Below are 19,195 nucleotides of genomic sequence, written 5' to 3'. Positions count from 1 at the left end.
ATTGTAATTTACAATAAATTTAGTTTTGTGGTCAATGTGAATTGACAAAAAACAAAATTGTTTTTAAAATTATTTTTTGACATTAGACCCTTTTTAAAATCATCATAATCTGAAAAAAGTTCAAGTCATTCATGCTGTTTAAGTTGTCTCATATATTCTCCTATACAAAAAACACGAAATATGGATTGTCCATATTTCGTGTCCCAGTTTAAATACAGTTTTGTCCGTATTTTGTGTTCTAGTTTAGATAATTTTGTCTTTTTTATATGTTTTTTAGGTTAATTAAGATTGGTTTTTGCAAGAAAAGTATCCATATCAATTCATTCATTTTTCGGATAGAAAGCACCAGTGTCAACAAAGTATTTATAAACTTGATCCATTTTAGATATGTTAGCTTGATAACCTTTTTTGTGGTCAGTATAATAAGTATCACGAGATAAAATGTTAAAGGTATTTGCTAATGGGAAGTTTTGTATATTGACAAAGCTTTTCATTTTTTCTAAATCTCAACCGAATGTTTGTTTTAGAAATGTCATTGTGGTTAAAAGCACTGTTGTTGTACCTTGTAAACCATATAATTCAGTTCTTGAATTATTATTTTGATCAAATAATACTGATGTGCCTTTTTCAATGTTGCGATAATCAATTGCCAACATATTTTCTCAAGCAATTGTAGGATTTAATGTAATTGTATTAGCATATTCATCTTCGCCAACGAGCAATTTAATGTATTCAACAGCATCTTGAGCACTATAACTTGGATGCAATTTAAAGAAGTAATTATATTGATCTGCAGGATATAACTCTTTAATTTTGGCGAAATAAGCTTTGACTTCATTGTAAGCATTTTCGTTTTGATTCAATCTTCAGCCTCTGTCATTTTTTTTAAATAATGAAGAACCCATAAAGATTAAATTCTTTTTGTTTGCAGAATAATTGTTTTTACCTTCAACAATAAGATCTAAAAAGCTCTTGCCGTAAATTTGATTTAAGCGTTCAAAATCGCCTTGATAATCAATGTTTTCGGTAAATTGTATGTAATCCTTATGCATAAATGGATTAATTGGATACGACTTAATGTTTAATTTAGCTCAAGCTTTACCTGCGTTTTCTAATCTTTGATTAAAAGCATTAATGTATGTGTTTTCTAAGTTGTAAATTTTAACTTTCTCTTGTAAAGTGAATAAATAACGACAATCAATAGGTATTTTAATATATTCATCTGCTTGTAAATCATTTCAGTATTTAAGCAATTCTGCTTGAGTATATGATTTACCTGCTTTTAGAGCAAAGTTTAAATAATAATTCTCAATAAAATCATAAGGTTGAGAATTACCATCACTTAAAATAACTATTTTATTAGCATGTTTAAAAATTCAATCTCTTACAACAATGCGATCTTCATCGGATAAAGCTATTAAAGATACATCAGGTATATAAAAATCAAATTTATCAATTCCGGCTTCTAGATATGGTTGTAAATAAGTTGTTAATTCTTCTAAAGTTGTTGGTGTTACTGAATAAGCTTTATCCTCTTGGGTGTTAGTTGCATATTTCAAGTTGTCTAAAACCAACAATTTTCCATCTTTAACATTCATTTCACCTGTTTCCTTATTTAGCACAGGTGTAAATTTGTTTAATAAATACTTAAAATTAAACCTTTGACTTTCTGGATTTTCATTAGTTTTGTCAATGTCCCAAACATCTTGATCAATTAAATAAACAACATCGTTGTAAGGTTGCTTTTCATTGTTAGCTGCGTTTAAATGACCGACAATTTGCATAAATGATGATAAAAATACTTGTGATGCGTTTCTGGAAAGAACAACCGTTGGATATGAATTATCTGCCGAGTCTTTTAAATCAGCATAAAAATCTCTAAAATCAGCTCCTGGTGTAACTTCTGGATTTAATAATTTAATTTTTGATGAACTATTTTGTAATTCAGTTAAATTTTTTGAATTTGTGCTATTTGTTCAAGGATCTTTTGTTTTTTTCGCACATGAAGCTAGCAATGCTGTAGGAATAACCGATAATGGGGCAATTGCACAAAATAGTTTTCTTTTAAATTTTTTCATAGACAAATTATAATGTTTTTAATTCATAAATAAAAAAGTCAAAACTATTATTACTTATAAACTAGGACAAGAAAAGTAGACAGTTTTTTATTTTCTGTCTACTTTTCTTGTCCTAGTTTAATCTTTTATTTACTTTATTTCTTTTTAAATTAATAATATTATCGTTAATCACTTGCTTGAAATAATTATCGTCTAATTCTTGATAGTACTTTAAAAGTGCTTTACGGTAATCTTTACATACATTTATATCTAAATTAAATAATTTTCCTTGTTTTAATAATTCTTTTTGTAAAAGCATTGTTGCCGTTCTTTTATTACCATCATTAAAAAATTGTTCTCTTGCTATTAGCAACGGTAAAGAATATATATCATCATTATCGTTGATACAATCTCTAATCATTTCATAATATTGACTTTCAATTAATAAAGGTGGCAAATAATTAGAACCTGATACTTGAATATTAATGTTTCTAAAATTACCATTATTATAATCAAGATTTTCCATTAATATTTTATGTAATTGTAAAACATAACTTGGGCTAATGTCTAAATCATAAGTATCAAAAATGAACTTTCAAGCATTTTTAATATTGGTAGCAATAATAAACTTTTCTTCGTTTTCATTTAAAAACTTATCATTTAAAATATTTTCAGTTTCTAATTTAGTAATTAATAAATTTTCAAAATAAACTTGCCCTTGTAATATACCAACCAATTGTTTAGAATAATCTTTATATTTCATAATTATTTCTTTTTAATCTCCTTAATTCTTCAAGAATGCGACAATAAGTTGTGCTAAAAAGGTTAGTGTTAAGAATACGATTAGCATTTTCAAGTGCAATGGGTTTAGTTGTTTGTAAATCAAAAACTAATCTTAATATTGCTTTTAGTCCCCAATTAATTAAACATCCGTTATATCATTTTTCTTCGGTAGTTTCTTTGTTCAGACTAATGCTATTACCAAATCTAATAGCATCCATTTCAATTAAACCAAACGGTTGGTTGTAATTAATTAACCACCAATTGTTAATCAAAGCAATGACTTGGTTAATATCATTTGCGAACATTGTTTCTAAATGTCTTGAAATATTAGATGGTAATAGTTTCATTTTCTCTCCTTTGTCTATACAATAGATATTATAATATTTATAAAATTTTTGTAAAAAGATTAAAAAAGATAGTCATTGAAACTAGTTCAAGAAAAGTAGACAGAAAATAAAAAACTACCTACTTTTCTTGCCCTAGTTTATGATAAAGTTAAATATTTTATTTTGAATATGTTTCGAAAATAATTTTAGATTTCTTTTTATCAATAACGTTGTTCAATTCTTCTATTGATGCATTTTTAACATTTTCAAATGTCTTAAAATAATCTAGAAGTTTTTTGACAGTTGCATCGCCAATCCCTGGTATTGAGTTTAAATCTGATTCTCTGAATTTATTTAAATATTTATGTTTCATTTTACTTTTAGCATACCTGTCAACTTCATTTTGCATTCTTGTAAACAAAAATAAAGCATCTTGTGAAATATTAATTATTTGATTTTTATCATTAATCAATTTTTCAGTTTTGTGTTTTGAATTTTTAACAAGACCAAAAACTTTTATACTTTCAAATTCTAATTCTTTTAATGCATATTTTGCTTCTTTTAATTGTTCAAACGATCCATCGACAATAAAAATATCATTTTCGTCAATATTTAAAGGTTTTGCAAATGTTTTGACAAATTTAAAAACAGTTAGATACATAAGTTCTAAATCAGAATGCTTGCTCATTTGTTTAAATTCTTCTTCATGATTAAAAAATCTATAATTCTCATGAATTTTTTTACCGTTTGAAAAACAAACTGAAACTCCTATTGGATTTTCTAAGTATCAATGTGAATTATCAAACAAATAAATATTTTTAATTTCATTTTCAGCATTTAAAATATTTTCTAATTCTCTTTGTGTTTTAATATTGATTTCTTCTTTTAAAATTGCATCATTAATATTAATCTTTAAATATTCATTGTTATTTAACAATGATAAATTCAAGATTTCCAAAAACAATCCTTTTTTAGGGAAGATGATTTTATTATTCAGTTTTGTATTAAGTTGAATTTGTTCATATTCACTTTGTAGAATAATGTGATCTGGATAATCTTTATCTGAATAGTATCTTTCTAAATAATCAGATACATAATCAATTACATTCTCAATGTAATAGTTATTAAATTTATTGATTTCATTATTGTGTGCAGTTTGCACTCCATATCTATAAAATAAACTTTGTATAGATATGTGTTCATCTTTAACAATGAATGAATGCACATCAATGTTTTTGATGTTTTGAAGTTCAACCAATTGTGTGTCCTTGATTCTTTTCAATAAATGATAAGAATCATTATATTCTTTAGCAAGTTCAAAATCTCAATTTTCACTTGCTTTATCTCTTAAAGAAATTAACTTATCTAAAAAGTCATTATTTTGAAATTTTAAAATTTCGATGATTTTGTCAAATTTGTATTTTGACACAGAATAAGCTTGATTTTTAATTGGTAATCCATTTTCATACATAAAAAATCTAGTTAAAACCTTTAACAAATGTTTAAACTCGTGTTGATTTGAAAAAGGACCATATGAAAATGTTGTATCTGTTGTTTTAGAATATACATAGTTTTTGTATATCTCTAATTGATCTTTAGTATTGATATTCAATTTTAAATATGGATATCTCTTATCATCAAGTAACTTGATGTTATATTTGGGTTGATATTTTTCAATATAGTTCTTTTCAGCTAAAAAAGCTTCTTGATCTGTATTGTATGTAACAAAATCAAAATCATAGATTTCATCAATCATCTTGTATGTCTTATAAGAGTTAATTGAATTATTTAAATATTGATTTAATCTATTGTTTAAATCAATAGCTTTACCGATGTAAATGACTTGATCTAATTCGTTTTTCCATAAGTAAATTCCACTTTTATGTGGAGTTTTTTTAATCTTCTCTTTTATTCTGCTTATTCTTAAATCATCGTTCATAAGATATATTTTACCTATTTATTTTTAAAAAAAATATAAAGAATATAACCATCAGGTTATTTAATTAATGTATAATATTATCAAATTATTAATAATATTAAAGTAATATGAAAGTGCAAAAAAAGGAGTTAATAATGACACAAATAAAAAACTATATCTACTTTCTTCATAAGGTAATTTTAAAGAAAAAAAGCAGTTGAATCTTACCTGCTTTAGTTGGAACAATAATGATTGTTCTTTCAATTATTATTTCAATTATGAATATACAAAACAAATCGCTAGTTATTTATTGTGCTAGTTTTGGATTGTTATTTATAACTATCTTCTTTTCTTCATTAAAGTCAATTAACTTATATAAAGATTTAGAGGAAGAAGGTTTAGAAATAATTACATTTTCTAAGCCCATATCCAGAAAGACTATTTTTATAAGTAAACTTTTAATGTTTTTATTAATGGGATTATATTGAGCATTATTTTGTTCTTTATTTAATTTAATATTAGGATTAACTTTAAAATTAGATGCTAGTTACTTTGTAGCGTTCGTATTTATCACGCTAATCACAATATTTTTAGCATTTATCTTCTTTGGTTCAATTGCTTCATTAATAAGCTATAAACTTAATTCAAAGATTGCAATAACAGTTCCACTGTTATTCAGTATTCCGATGTTTTTAGCCGGAGGATTTATCTCATCAAACTCAACATCAACAGCTAATAACTTTGCTTACTATTTAAATTCTAAAAACCCTAATCAACCATCAGGTAATGATTCAAATGCTAATTACTTTTATTTAGATAACAATAAAGATAATTACTACATCATTCCTAACGGATATGATGCAACGAGTTTTAGTCAAAAACAAGATGCATACTTATCAGAGGCATACGAGATTTCAAAAAACTCATCTACTTCGTGAAGTGTTTATTCTTATTTAGCAATTCCTTATCAAATGTTAGAAATATTCAACATTAATAATGAAGATATATTTAATAAACTAAATAATCAGAACACTAATAATTTAAGTGATTACTTATATTACAAGAACACTGATTCTCAAGTATATTCATATATCCTCGAGAAACAACCAAACCTACGTAAGTATCAAATAAGTGAGGGCAAAGAACAATATATAGTTCCAGGTGCACTTAAAAATCAATCATCTATTACAAATATCATCAACACAGATATCATCTATGCAAGAGATGGTGCTTCAGACTTTAACATTATTTACCCAGAAGACAAATACAACTTTGTTACATCTGAAAACTTAGTCGGAAAACTAAAATGAGAAAACATACAGCAACTATTAAAATCAAATGTATTTAATAGTTTTACAAACAAATACTTTGCTCAATTATTTAATTCAGAAGAATTACAAGAATATGTAAAAAACAATGATTTAGTTTCAATTAAAAACTTCATCTTAAGCAATATTCAAAGAAACTTAAATGATGAAAACTCTGAATTAAACAATTTAATTGATAACAACACAAATGTTCTTGATGAAAATGCTATTAAAAATAAATTAGTTAAATCAAAAGTTGAAAAACAAATTTATTTATATTCAGCACTTATTTACTACATTTACTTTACATACAATGATTCAATTTACTTAAATGCTCTTTTAGTAAATGATGACTACACAGATACATATGCACCATCTCAATTCAAAGTTAGATTAGATGATTACAATTATCAAATCGGTGGATTTGAAACATATGTACCAAAACAACAAATCATCAATGACCAAATTGTCATCAGATACGATTTAACAAAATCAAATAACTATTTATTTGCTACAACAGATCAAATTTATTCAATTCAAAGAAACAAAAAAGTTGTTAACAAATCAATCTTTGTTGTGATTTGAATAATCTTAGGAGCTTCTCTATTAGCTGCAAATACACTTTTATACATTAGAAAGGATTATAAATAATGAATAACATAAGTATTAAAGTTCAAAATTTAACAAAGATTTATAATCATAACTCTAATGAGAAAAAAGGAGTATTTGATTTAAGTTTTGAAGTACCTAAAGGCTCTTTCCACGCATTTATTGGAGAAAATGGTTCAGGGAAAACAACAACAATCAAATCAATCATTGGTTCATACACAAACTTTAGTGGACAAATTTACATTAATGGAATTATTAACTCAAATCCTGAATCAAAAGCAAAACTTGGTTATGTTCCTGAAAATGCAATTTTTCCTAAAGAATTAAATGTATTTGAATATTTATACATTGTTTCTTTATTTGGAAACAAAGATAAACAACAATTAAAAGACAAAATCAATAATTTTTTAGAAAAGTTTGAAATCTCTGATTTAAAGAAAAACAAACCTAACAACTTATCATCAGGTCAAAAGAAAAAAGTTTTATTAATTCAAGCATTATTAAACGGCCCTGATTTAATCATTCTTGATGAACCTGCTGCTAACTTAGACCCAACAGCTAGATTTAAATTGTTCGAAATATTATCTGAATTAAATAAACAAGGTAAGACAATAATTATCAGTTCTCACATTTTAAGTGAGATTGATAAGTATGCAACTTCATACACACTTATTCATAAAGGTAAATTAGTTTCATCAGGACAAAAAAATAGAAGTCTTGAAGATATCTATTATGAAAAGATTATTCAAAATTAAGCTTCTTGCACCTTTATTGTTCTTACCAACAATAGCACTCTCTTGTACTAATACAACAGAAAAAACTACTCCACAAGTTTCAAAAGAAAAAAGACCACATCAAGCATTTCTAAAGAAATTAGGATCTTCTGAATTTATAAATAATTCAAGAGATTTGAATTTATATATAAATGCACAAAACAATATTCCAGATGAATTTATTAAAGAAATTCAATCATCATTGGTATATGCCCAAATATTAAACAATCCAATTTTAGAAAACAACACTCAAATTCAAGATACGTTAAAAGCATCAAAAACATTAGAAATGCTATTTAGAGATAACTGATTTTGATACTTAAGTAATCTAAATAAATTCAATTACTATTTAAACTTTTATCCATCAAGTTTCAAAGATAAAAAAAATGATGCTGGTGAGAATTTAACATTAGCAAAATACACAAAAGCAACACATGATGGTATTAAGTTAAATATTGATTTACATAATTACAAATTGAATAAATATGTTGTTAAAAATATTCAGTTAGATAGCAACTCAACACTTCAAAGTTTAGATGTGATTTACGTTGTACTAAACGAAAATTTAATACTACCTGTATTTAAATATTCACAAGAAGACAAAACACATTTAAAAGCATCTGCTGAAATCTTAAAAGTTGTCTATACAGATAACATTGATGCAACAATTGATAATTTGCACAGCAAATTAGTTGCTGCACACAATAAACTATTAAATGATGACATTGAATACAGTAAAAATATAAATGTTGAAGATTTATCATTTATATATAAGAACTTTGATTATGCTAAATTTATTATGTTATTTAATTCATACAATTACTTTCAAAGCTTGTACTTAGCGTTAGAAGAAATTAATCAAGATAACTGACAAATTATTAGATACACATTAGTAGGAGTGCAAAATGATTAAAATTAAAAAAATGTTAAGTTTAATTAGTTTACCTCTTATTAGTGGAGTTGCAATTTCTTGTGCTAATTACACATCTTCAGATAAATTGGAAGCATACATAGATAACTCAACACAAATTAACCCTAAAGTTGAAAACTTGCAGCAAGTTAATCATAAAAAGATTATCGAAACTCTTTTAAACAACGTTTACAAACCAGAAAGTCAAAGAGAACGCAGTTTATATGTATACAATCAAGAACAAGACACATCATCAATCATTCAAAAATTCAAAGAAATAACAACAAGTTACAAACAAGAATTTAGATCTGATGAATTAAATGATTCTCTTGCTGAAAAAAGCAGACTGCAAGATCTCTTAGTCTACTTTTCAGGTGATGAAAGAACAGAAGCAGAAAACAAAATAACTGAATTAACAGCAAAAATTAATGAAATTAAAGAACATAATACACCTGCTAAAAAAGAAAAATTCGCTAATAGTTTCTCAGATTTTATTTCAGAAAACTGATACTTTATCTTAAATAATTTAGATAAATTTGACTTCACATTTGTATCTTGATTATTAGATCCAATCGGAAATGGTTATACACTATCAGACGAATACCAACAATCATTAAAAACAAAAAGCGAATACAAAAACTACAACGTACCAAACACATTCATTGACGACATCAAATTAGGTGATGAATCAGGTGAAATGTCTGATGCTAGAGTTTATTATTTAAAGAAAAATAAACTAGTTTTCAGAATTACTATCAACAACATTTTGCAACCTGTTTCTAATTTAAAATTAGAACCGTTAAACTGATACTTTGGAGATTTAAAAAATAACAAAATATCACTTAACTTAATTTCTAATATTGTTCACTCAAGATTTATTCACGGATACGAAACAGGATTAGTTCAATTTGAAAAAAGTATGGTTAAAGATCTAAGTTATGGAGAACCTGCTAATGTTTTCTTCTTATGAAAGGGGACTAATGAAAATTAGTAAATTATTTAAAAAGATTTTAATGATATCACCATTAAGTTTACCTTTAGCAACTTTATCTTTTACACCTAGCACAGTATCGAAAACAGATGAAACTAGCGAACAAGAAAACGCTTTAAAACTTGAATGAAATAACTTTATTAAACAAGATTCAATTTGAAACTTACTTAACATCGTATATAAAGATGAAGTCCAAAAACAAGCTTACATTGACTCACAATTTGAATTACTAAGCAATCCTGATTACAAACAGCAAATTAAAAATGCATTTGTATTCGGGAACAACATGACTCAATCATTTATTCAAGGAGAATTTGATTGAGGAACATTCTCAAGAATAAAACCATTTATAGTAAAACAATCAACTGCTCAAATAGATCAATTATTATCAACAAATTGACTATATGCACTATTTACAATTACTCAATTTGATTTAATTAAATCAACATTATTAGATAATGAAAACTTAGATGTCGCATCTAATGATCCTGAAAAAATTTATTCAAACTATGCAAAAATAAGTTCAAATCAATTCATTGATTATGTTTATGCAAAAAACAGTGATGAAACACTTGATGATTTATATTACTTGTTATCTAAAAATGGATTTATCTTAGAAATTGGAATTGAAAAGGATTGAGAAAATCCTGAATTACTCAAACCTAAATTACACGGATATGTAAAAACATTTCCAAATATTATCAATAATGACTATATATTAGACATTTTTGATTTAAACAAATATGTGCAGTTATTTGCTCCATTCGGTGTAGATAACTCTAACAAAGGTAACACCAATGAAATTTTATTTATAGACAATTATGGAGGGGTTAAATTAACATATACATTTGTAGATGTTAATTAACATTCATTATGAAAAAATTATTATTCTCACTTTCTTTACTTAGTTTCTCGGCATTACCAATTGCTTCTGTAGCTTGCATTGATTTAACAGGTGGTAATCAATACAAAATAGCTAAACCTTACGTAGTAACTAAATTTGATGAATTTTTAAAAGAACAAAACATTACATTAGATCCTAAATACAAAGAAAAATTAGATAACTTCACAAATGAAGATTTAACTAAGTTAAGAAGCAAATTAGCAACACTTAAAGACACAGTTTTAAAAATTAAAAAGGAAAACGAAGGTACACAAAAACCTGAATTCACTGCTTCATTAGAACAAATGTCACAATTGCTATCTGAAAACATTTACATCTTCTTAAAATACATTTACTACTTTAGCACTGTGTTTTATGATTACGGTTTATTATCATTTAACTTTGAAGATGATTCAAAACCAAAACATTCAGATGAGTATTTACACTATTCAATTAACCAAGTTAATAGTTTCTCAGAAACTAATGCAACTTCAGGACATACACACTATACATATATGACAAATGAAATCAAACCAGTTGGAAATATGTGGCCAACAAGTTTTTCAAATGTAACTGAATCAAGAATTAAACCGGGATACTATGAATTTTATGTTGCATTTTCAAACATTGTCTATAAGTTTTATGTAAAAGAAGAAAGTGGTGTTTCACAAATTATTATGGATCCAATTTGCTTTGCATTCAAATCATCTTTAGGCCAAATTGATGCACAACAAATTGAAGAACTATACAATATAAATTTAGAAGAATTAGAATTAGATAGAGCAAACCAAATTCTTAGAACTTTTGAAAACACAACACAAAGAGAACTGAAGTTCCCTCAAAGAAATATTATTTTCTAATAAAGTCGACCACCACAAGGTGGTTTTTGTTTTAAATTTAAGGTCAAAAATTCAATCAAAATCAAACCATTTTAACACACTTATTTTTTTATGCTCTTACAAAAAATTTTGCTTGAAATTTACCTCAAAAAAGTTAAAAAAATTAAGGCCAAAATTAATCAATTTAGTAAAATAGCATTTATGAAAAGTAAGGCGCTTTTAATTCAAATTTTACCTATATCAAATGTATTAAAAGTATTCAATGATATTGACTATTCAACTAAAAAATACTTACGTGAAGAATATATTGAAAACTTATTTGATACGGTCTCCCTTTTAAATAAAATAGCTATTAAAACTATATTAAGGAAAGGAGATTAAAAATAATGGCTATTAAAGTTAAAAGAAAAAAAGATAAGCAACCAATTATTGAATTAATTGACGTTGTTAAAGAATTTCAAAATAAAACAGTTTTACATAGTATTAATTTACAAATTCAACCAGGTGAGTTTGTTACTTTATTAGGTCCATCAGGTTCAGGGAAAACTACTATTTTAAGATTAATCGGTGGTTTTGAGTGAACTACACGTGGTGAAATTAAATTCAATGGTTTAGACATTAAAGATCTTGAACCACACAAAAGAAATGTTTCAACAATCTTCCAAGATTATGCACTTTTTCCACACTTAAACGTTTATGGAAACATTGCATATGGTCTTAAACTTAAAAGAATTCCTAAAGAAGTTATTGACCAAAAGAAAGTAAAACTTCTTGAACAATTAACTAAAAAATGAGATGCTTTAAGTCATAAAAAAATGGAACAACTTGATAAGTTACAAGAAAAATATGAACAACAACTTGAAAACTTAAAAGAAGGAACATACCAATACAAGAAAATTCAAAAATGACTTGATAACTCAGACTTCGTTTATTCATATTGAGAAAGTTACACAGCATTAAAAGTTGAAGCATTCCAAAACCTCCACTTCAAACGTAGAATGACAAGACAAGAAATGGATGAAAAAATTAAGAAAATCATCGATCTTGTAGGTCTTACAGGAAATGCTGATAAAGCTATTTCCGAACTTTCAGGTGGTATGAAACAACGTGTTGCATTAGCTCGTTCGCTTGTTATTGAACCTGAAATCTTACTTTTAGATGAACCACTTAGTGCACTTGATGCAAAAATTAGACAAAAAATGCAAGTGTTATTAAGAAGTATTCAACAAGAATTAGGTCTTACATTTATTTTTGTTACTCACGATCAAGACGAAGCTCTTGAACTTTCAGATAGAGTTGCTGTTATGCGTGATGGTGTTATTGAACAATATGACACACCTAAAAACATCTACGACTATCCAGTTAACATCTGAGTTGCTAAATTTATCGGTGATTCAAACATCTTTGATGCTAAATTCACAAAACAAGGCAAAATTAAGATATTAAACAAAGAGTTCAAAACAATTCACGAAGCAGATGAATTTGAACCAGGCGAAGTCCTTGATGCACTTATTAGACCAGAAGATATTGACATTTACTCAGAACCATCTAAAACTTCAAACAAATTATCAGGACACATTTCTGACATTTCTTACAGAGGAAGCTACTACTACATTAAAGTTGAAATCGATGAACAAACAGTTATTTATGTAGAAACATCTAAGAAATTTGAACTAGGTGAAAAAGTTTACTTAAGTTGAACAATTGACTCAATCCATTTAATGCGTAAAGACGCTAAGTGAGATTATTCGAATAATGAATTCCAAAACTAATAAATTCAACTTCACTTTTGATAAAAAAACACATCTAGTTTGACCTTATTTCCTAATTGCGCTCTTACTTATTATTCTTCCAATTATTTTAATTGTGCTTTATGCACTTATTCCAAACGAAAGTTTTGATAACTGAGTTTTAATCAAGTCATCAAGTACTTGAAAAATTATGGGACGTTCATTATGAATCGGATTAGCAGCATCAATGTTATGCTTAATCATTGGATTCCCATATGCTTACTTTGTTTCAACATCTAAATCTAAGATTTTCAAAATTTGTGCACTTAGTTTAATAATTTCACCACTTGCAATTTTCACAATTGCTAGAATTTATTCAATTAAGGCCTTATTCTTAGGGATTATGGCACACAACACAAAAAGTTTAAACAATGAAGCGTTTATGGTATTTGGACTTATGTACCTTAACTTACCTTTAATGATTATGCCTTTATACACAGTGTTTAAAGATATGCCAAAAAACATCATTGAAGCAAGTCACGACTTAGGTTACAATCAAACTCAAACAGTTTTCAAAGTTATCATTCCATATGGTATTAGAGCTATCTTAAGTGGTTTTGGTATGGTGTTCCTTGCGTCTGCTACAACTTTTGTTATTTCAGCAAAACTTCTGCCAGATGGTTCACAATATCAAACAGTTGGGGATATTATCAACTCAAGAGCAAATCCAGGAAATAAATTTGACTTAGCAGCAGTTTCTGTTTTAGTTATCGTAGTATCAGCTATTTTCTTAAGTATTTATGGAATTATTTTATTAACTCCTAAAATAATTTTCAGACTTAAAAAAGGAGCGCACTATGAGTAAATTCTTAAAAAGATCTTATATTTACATCATTTTAGCAATCGTTTATATACCACTTTTATTTGGAGTTATTTACTCATTTAACCAACCAACACCAAAAGGTCAATTCAATCCAACTTGAACTAAAGGGACATTTGACAACTGACTTCATTTATTTGATAACAACAGAGCGATGTCGCTTGTAAACAGCTTACTTTTAGCTCTTATTGTAAGCTTTTTAGTATGTACAATTTCACTTGTAACTGTATATGCACTATACAGACAGAAGAACAAAATTGTTAGATCATACGTAAGTTCTACAATTAACATTCCTCTTATTAACCCAGACAACATTACAGCTATTGGACTTGTTCTTGTCTTTGGTATCTTCTTTGGAGTTATTCAAACAGATAGCGAAGGATTTGGACGTGTTGTAGTAGCTCACACAATTATGACGCTTCCATATGCAATTTCACTTATGTTACCAAGAAGTGAAAAATTCAACAACAACCTTTATGAAGCAAGTCAAGATTTAGGATACTCAAAATTAAGATCTTGATTCAAAACTTACTTTGTTTATATGATCCCTTCAATTATTATGTCTGTAATAGTAGCTTCTGTTCTTTCATTTGATGATTTTATCATCACTAGAACAGTGTCTAATATGCAAACAATCGGAACTGATTTATATGCAGGTTCATTTGAGCCTTGAGGACTTATTTTTGGTGCTATTATCCTTGTATTAACTATTATCGGAAACATTATTTACGTTGCAGTTAAGAAAGGTAAGAAATAATAATGAAGAAAATTATTAAAACATCATTAATTAGTGCTGGGATTTTAACAATCGCAGCAGTAGGGACTGGCTTAATTGTTTCAAAAGCAATTAATGGTTATAAACCACCTTTTTACAACTTTAGATCATATATGTCAGATGATAATAAAGAGAAGTTAAGAGATGTATTCAGTTATGCTGAATTTAACGAAGTTAATGAGTTTAATAATGCAATAATCAACCACAAAGCAGCTGCAGGAATCAGTGGAGATTTCCTAGCTGCATCACTTATTAAAAAAGAATGCTTACAAAAAATTGATTATTCAATTTTACTTAACAAACCTGAACTTAAAAACGACAGAGAAAAAACAAAACAATATCTTAAAAACATTATCAAATCAGAAGTTTGAGAGCATCTTGAAGATTACAACGAACAATTAAAGACTAAATTTAATGGTGAAGAACTTAAAGATGAAAAAGGTAATTACCCTGAACTTTGAGAATACTTTTTCCCTTACTTTTCTCAAGATATGGTAATTGCTTACAACATTAAGAAAAAACCAATTGCACCTGAAAAGAAAACTGAAGATGGTGCAATTAATCTTGATTTATACGCTGATAAATTTAATAATGGATATGAAACAAATTCTATTATCAACTCACTTAAAATAGTTGCTGATAATGGATTTGATTCTTGAATCATCACTGACGCAGTCAGAGATAACTTGTTATATGGTTCATCTTATTGAACAAATGCAGATGGAACTCACAGTGCAGATCAGTTCACTGGTGCAGTTACAAAAGAAACATACAAAGGTCTAATTGATTCATTTGTTTCACTTATTAAAGATGGAACAGGTTTTCCGATTGGACACAAAAACATCTCATTCCAAGGAGATGGACTTGAATTATTAAATAACTTAATTAACCCTAAAAGAGATGTCAATGCAGCTATTATGTACAATGGTGATGCTATTGATGCATACTATGGAGAAGATAACTTCCCAGGTACAGTCGAAGATGGCGAAATTAGAGTTATTAAACCTAAAGAAAACATTTTATTAGTCGATGGACTTATCTTATCTAAAGTTAACACAGAAGAATCAAACAAACTCTACTTAGAAACAATTAGAGATGGATTCTTAGATAACTTGCCAGAATTAGCAGAACAATTCGACCACATCGACAAAAAATATACAAATCAAGAATTCGGTCTTAAAAAACAATTATTCATTGAGCACGCTGTTGCACAAAGATGAAAAGTACTTCAAACAGGTACAGAAGATTCACCAAGTGCATTTAAGGAATTAGCTACTGATAAATTCGTTGAGCTAGGTCTCATAGACGAAAACGAAAATCAAGACAAATTAAATAACGTAATTATCAAATACGCTGACTTACTTGATTTATCACTTCCTGCTAACAAAGAATACTTAGATAAGTATCTTGAATTAAATGCAGAACACAACAAATTCTTAAATCACGAACGTGAAGAAGATGTTGATCTAGACGATAGAATTAACATCTATCCTTACAGACTTAAAGATTACTTTAGCAAAACAGAAAACTTAAACAACTTCTTTACACAAGTTGCGACTGATATTAAGAACTTTACATATCCAGAAGCAGATGAAGAAGCTTCAGCGCTTTCATTGCCTGAAAATGCAGATTATGAAATTAAAGTCTTATTTGCATTAGTTTTTGAAAATGAAAAAACATTTAAAGAACAAAAAGAAGAAAATGCAGAAATTACAATTGAAAAATTAGCAGACTTTATTAAGTATTACATTGCAAAAGTAATTTCATACCTCGATTTAAGTAATGAAGATGTTATTGGTGCATACAAAAACTTAACAAACTTCAATTACATTAACTATGTTCCTTCACAAGCAGTTGATTATGAATTAGTGCTTAGAAACTACTTCGCTTCAGCTGAAGATGGAATAGATGCTAACGTAATTGATATTTATGAAATCAATAATAGTTCAACAATTCACAAAACACTTCAACCAATTGATGATGAACTTTCATCAAGCACAAGCACATATTACAATGAAAAAACTAAAGGGTAGTCAGCAATGACTGCTCTTTTTTTACAGCTTGTAGACTATTGTAAAAGAAAAAAAGCAACCAAATTTGATTGCTTAATTTTCTAATTAAAATACATATAAATTATCATACTTTTTAACATTGAATCTAGGTTTTAAGAATTGTTTTGAAGACTTACCGAATGATAAGAATTTCTTACCTTTTCCAAAGTTAAAAATAATTTTATCTTGAAGAATAAAGATACCGGCACATGCATATAAGTAAAGCGTTCCTATTGCAATTAATGTAAACACATTAAATGGTCATTTCATTAATGGCCCAATTAAACTTGAGAATGGATTATATTTGTCTTTTCCTACGTAAATGTAATTGCTCTTTCAAGCACTTGGTGCTAAGTCATCAAGTGTTCAGTTTAAGAAGAAGCAAGCTACAACAAGTAATCCGAATAATGCAAGTGTTCTTAAGATATCTTTGTTTCTCATTGAATATGGATACACGATAGAAACAATAAATGTAGAAAGCAACATAAATACGTGAAGTGCCATTAAGTCATAGAATATGTAGTTATCATAGTAAATATGGAACTCGTATTCTTTACCTTTTTCATAGAATTTACCAAATGCTGTAAATGTTTCATCAGGTGTGTAAGTTATCTTAACATCAGGTAATATAAGCGCAATAGTTGCACCAAGGAAACTAAGTGAAATTAAATATTTCATTCATTGTGGTTTGTTTAACAAAAGCACAATACCAATTGAAATTCCTAAAATTCTACACATATGGAGTGGTATAGTTTCTCATTTACCTGGATATTGTGTCACTCCAAATACAATAGCTCTAGCAGCGATAAATGTAAGCGTTAGTGCTCCTGCAGTTCTAATTAATATTTCTTGAGTTTTTGCAGAAACATTTTTACGCTTAATTGCTTCGTGTATTTGTCTTTTGAAGATTCAAATAACAAAAATAATCAACATAGCAATAACTCAAGATAATCTAAGACCTAAATTAGTTTGAGCTAGCATTGTCTCTGATATTTGACCTCCACCGGTTCAAGATCAGAAACCAGGTTTTAAGAAAAAATATTTTTCTTCAAAGTTCATAATGCTCCTTTAAAGGTTTATAAAATATCTATTAATTATAATTGTTTATATATAAAAGTGAAATTTTATTATTAAGTTATTTAATTTATTAAATAAACTAAATTACCTTGTTCCTAGGTGAAAAAAAGAAAACTCAAACTACATAAAGTAATTTGAGTTAGATGTATAAATGAAACAATAATTATTTACCGTTCATTTTTTCAAGTCTTTTGTTGAATCTGTCGATTCTACCTGTCGCTTTAACTTGTGCTCTTGACCCTGTGTAAACTGGGTGGCATCCTGAACATACGTCTACTGTAAAGTTTGGTTTAACTGATTTGAATTGGAACACTTTGTGGCAAGTTGAACAAGTAACGTTTACTTCGTGGTATGGTAAGTGAATATCTTTTTTCATAAATAAAACTCCTAATATTCCTAATTACTATTTTGAGTAGAACTCAACGATTAAAGCATCCTTGATTTCTGGGTGAATTTCGTTACGTTCTGGTAAACGGTCTAATTTAACTGAAAAGTCTTTTCTTGTCATTCAAGCTGAAGCAGCTTTTTGTTCCATAGCTTCAAGAATTTGTTTGTTGTCTCTTGATTTTTCTTTAAGAGTAATTTCTGAACCTAATGAGATTGACATAGAAGGGATGTTTGCTTTTTTACCATCAACAACAAAGTGTCCGTGGTTAACAAGTTGACGAGCTTGTCTTCTTGTTGTAGCAAATCCTGCTCTATAAACTAAGTTGTCTAAACGAACTTCTAATAATTGAAGTAAGTTTGTCCCTGTAATCCCTTTAGCTTTAACAGCTTTTTCAAAAACTCTTCTTAATTGTTTTTCATTTAAACCAAATAAGTGTTTAACTTTTTGTTTTTCATATAAGTGTAATCCGTATTCAGATAATTTAACACGTTTGTTTCCGTGTTGTCCTGGAGCATAAGTTCTCTTTTTACCTTTAGCGAATTCTTTACCTGATTCTAAGATAGAAAATCCTAAACGACGTGACTTTTTAAATACAGGTCCTGTGTATCTTGACATAGTATTTTTACCTCTTTCTGCATAACTTAGAGGGTTTATTTCTAACTAGTTAAATTTAACTTAATGCTTTGGATTAAATCAGCTAATCTACTTGCAATGTTATAGTCATGTTAAATTTATTTAAAAGTCATAATAAACTGCTGTTTTATGCTTATTTATTCTATCATTATTTTGTGAATAAGTAATTATTATTTAGCTCTATATAACCTATTTAAAAAGATTTTTTATTAAACTAGGACACGAAAATTGGACAAAAGTTTAATTTGTCACAACACCTCAAGAT

General features: G+C 27.4%; 18 protein-coding genes. 11 read left to right on the top strand and 7 right to left on the bottom strand.

Going from position 1 to position 19,195, the window contains the following annotated elements; all coding sequences use genetic code 4:
- Nucleotides 1-278 precede the first annotated feature (278 nt).
- The 4 genes from VBM91_RS02215 to VBM91_RS02200 form a co-directional block, all read right to left on the bottom strand.
- Nucleotides 279-2,078 (bottom strand): hypothetical protein, encoded by a 1,800-nt coding sequence (locus tag VBM91_RS02215; protein ID WP_323189141.1) that lies wholly within the window; start codon nucleotides 2,076-2,078, stop codon nucleotides 279-281.
- Nucleotides 2,079-2,190: 112 nt separating this feature from the next.
- Entirely contained in the window at nucleotides 2,191-2,820 is a 630-nt protein-coding gene (locus VBM91_RS02210) for a Fic family protein (RefSeq protein WP_323189140.1), read from the bottom strand.
- On the bottom strand, nucleotides 2,810-3,187 hold the full coding sequence (locus tag VBM91_RS02205; protein WP_323189139.1) for a hypothetical protein: 378 nt from the start codon (nucleotides 3,185-3,187) through the stop codon (nucleotides 2,810-2,812). Before VBM91_RS02205 ends, VBM91_RS02210 begins: the two co-directional genes overlap by 11 nt.
- A 157-nt stretch (nucleotides 3,188-3,344) precedes the next feature.
- Complete coding sequence (locus VBM91_RS02200) at nucleotides 3,345-5,105, bottom strand: GIY-YIG nuclease family protein (protein WP_323189138.1); 1,761 nt, start codon at nucleotides 5,103-5,105, stop codon at nucleotides 3,345-3,347.
- 134 nt (nucleotides 5,106-5,239) lie between these two features.
- On the opposite strand from VBM91_RS02200, the gene VBM91_RS02195 reads away from it, so the two are divergent.
- From VBM91_RS02195 to VBM91_RS02145, 11 genes are all read left to right on the top strand, one after another.
- Entirely contained in the window at nucleotides 5,240-7,042 is a 1,803-nt protein-coding gene (locus tag VBM91_RS02195; protein ID WP_323189137.1) for an ABC transporter permease, read from the top strand.
- Entirely contained in the window at nucleotides 7,042-7,755 is a 714-nt protein-coding gene (locus VBM91_RS02190; RefSeq protein ID WP_323189136.1) for an ABC transporter ATP-binding protein, read from the top strand. Before VBM91_RS02195 ends, VBM91_RS02190 begins: the two co-directional genes overlap by 1 nt.
- Nucleotides 7,733-8,686, top strand: coding sequence for an aromatic motif membrane protein (locus VBM91_RS02185; protein WP_323189135.1), 954 nt, complete (start codon nucleotides 7,733-7,735; stop codon nucleotides 8,684-8,686). The genes VBM91_RS02190 and VBM91_RS02185 overlap by 23 nt, the downstream gene beginning before the upstream one ends.
- A complete protein-coding gene (locus VBM91_RS02180; protein WP_323189134.1) occupies nucleotides 8,679-9,674 on the top strand; it encodes an aromatic motif membrane protein in 996 nt (331 codons plus the stop codon). The genes VBM91_RS02185 and VBM91_RS02180 overlap by 8 nt, the downstream gene beginning before the upstream one ends.
- Entirely contained in the window at nucleotides 9,664-10,539 is an 876-nt protein-coding gene (locus VBM91_RS02175) for an aromatic motif membrane protein (RefSeq protein ID WP_323189133.1), read from the top strand. Before VBM91_RS02180 ends, VBM91_RS02175 begins: the two co-directional genes overlap by 11 nt.
- A gap of 8 nt (nucleotides 10,540-10,547) precedes the next feature.
- Nucleotides 10,548-11,417 (top strand): hypothetical protein, encoded by an 870-nt coding sequence (locus tag VBM91_RS02170; protein WP_323189132.1) that lies wholly within the window; start codon nucleotides 10,548-10,550, stop codon nucleotides 11,415-11,417.
- A gap of 180 nt (nucleotides 11,418-11,597) precedes the next feature.
- Nucleotides 11,598-11,777: a hypothetical protein gene (locus VBM91_RS02165; protein WP_323189131.1), complete on the top strand. Its 180-nt coding sequence runs from the start codon at nucleotides 11,598-11,600 to the stop codon at nucleotides 11,775-11,777.
- Between the two features lie 5 nt (nucleotides 11,778-11,782).
- Complete coding sequence (locus VBM91_RS02160) at nucleotides 11,783-13,168, top strand: ABC transporter ATP-binding protein (protein WP_323189130.1); 1,386 nt, start codon at nucleotides 11,783-11,785, stop codon at nucleotides 13,166-13,168.
- On the top strand, nucleotides 13,152-13,991 hold the full coding sequence (locus VBM91_RS02155; protein ID WP_323176581.1) for an ABC transporter permease: 840 nt from the start codon (nucleotides 13,152-13,154) through the stop codon (nucleotides 13,989-13,991). Before VBM91_RS02160 ends, VBM91_RS02155 begins: the two co-directional genes overlap by 17 nt.
- The gene (locus VBM91_RS02150) at nucleotides 13,984-14,763 is read left to right on the top strand and encodes an ABC transporter permease (RefSeq protein WP_257088705.1); all 780 of its coding nucleotides are present in this window, start codon (nucleotides 13,984-13,986) and stop codon (nucleotides 14,761-14,763) included. Before VBM91_RS02155 ends, VBM91_RS02150 begins: the two co-directional genes overlap by 8 nt.
- A 2-nt stretch (nucleotides 14,764-14,765) precedes the next feature.
- Nucleotides 14,766-16,814, top strand: coding sequence for a hypothetical protein (locus VBM91_RS02145; protein ID WP_323189129.1), 2,049 nt, complete (start codon nucleotides 14,766-14,768; stop codon nucleotides 16,812-16,814).
- A gap of 84 nt (nucleotides 16,815-16,898) precedes the next feature.
- Here VBM91_RS02145 and VBM91_RS02140 read toward each other — a convergent pair whose 3' ends face one another.
- The 3 genes from VBM91_RS02140 to rpsD form a co-directional block, all read right to left on the bottom strand.
- A complete protein-coding gene (locus VBM91_RS02140; RefSeq protein ID WP_323189128.1) occupies nucleotides 16,899-17,891 on the bottom strand; it encodes a YwaF family protein in 993 nt (330 codons plus the stop codon).
- A gap of 181 nt (nucleotides 17,892-18,072) precedes the next feature.
- Nucleotides 18,073-18,285: a 50S ribosomal protein L31 gene (gene rpmE, locus VBM91_RS02135; protein ID WP_323177431.1), complete on the bottom strand. Its 213-nt coding sequence runs from the start codon at nucleotides 18,283-18,285 to the stop codon at nucleotides 18,073-18,075.
- 27 nt (nucleotides 18,286-18,312) lie between these two features.
- Complete coding sequence (gene rpsD / locus VBM91_RS02130; protein ID WP_257088713.1) at nucleotides 18,313-18,912, bottom strand: 30S ribosomal protein S4; 600 nt, start codon at nucleotides 18,910-18,912, stop codon at nucleotides 18,313-18,315.
- Nucleotides 18,913-19,195: the final 283 nt, after the last annotated feature.

This window comes from Mycoplasma sp. 2248, assembly GCF_034863245.1.
Lineage (GTDB): Bacteria > Bacillota_I > Bacilli_A > Mycoplasmatales > Metamycoplasmataceae > Mycoplasmopsis.
This window is presented reverse-complemented; position numbering and strand designations above follow the sequence as displayed.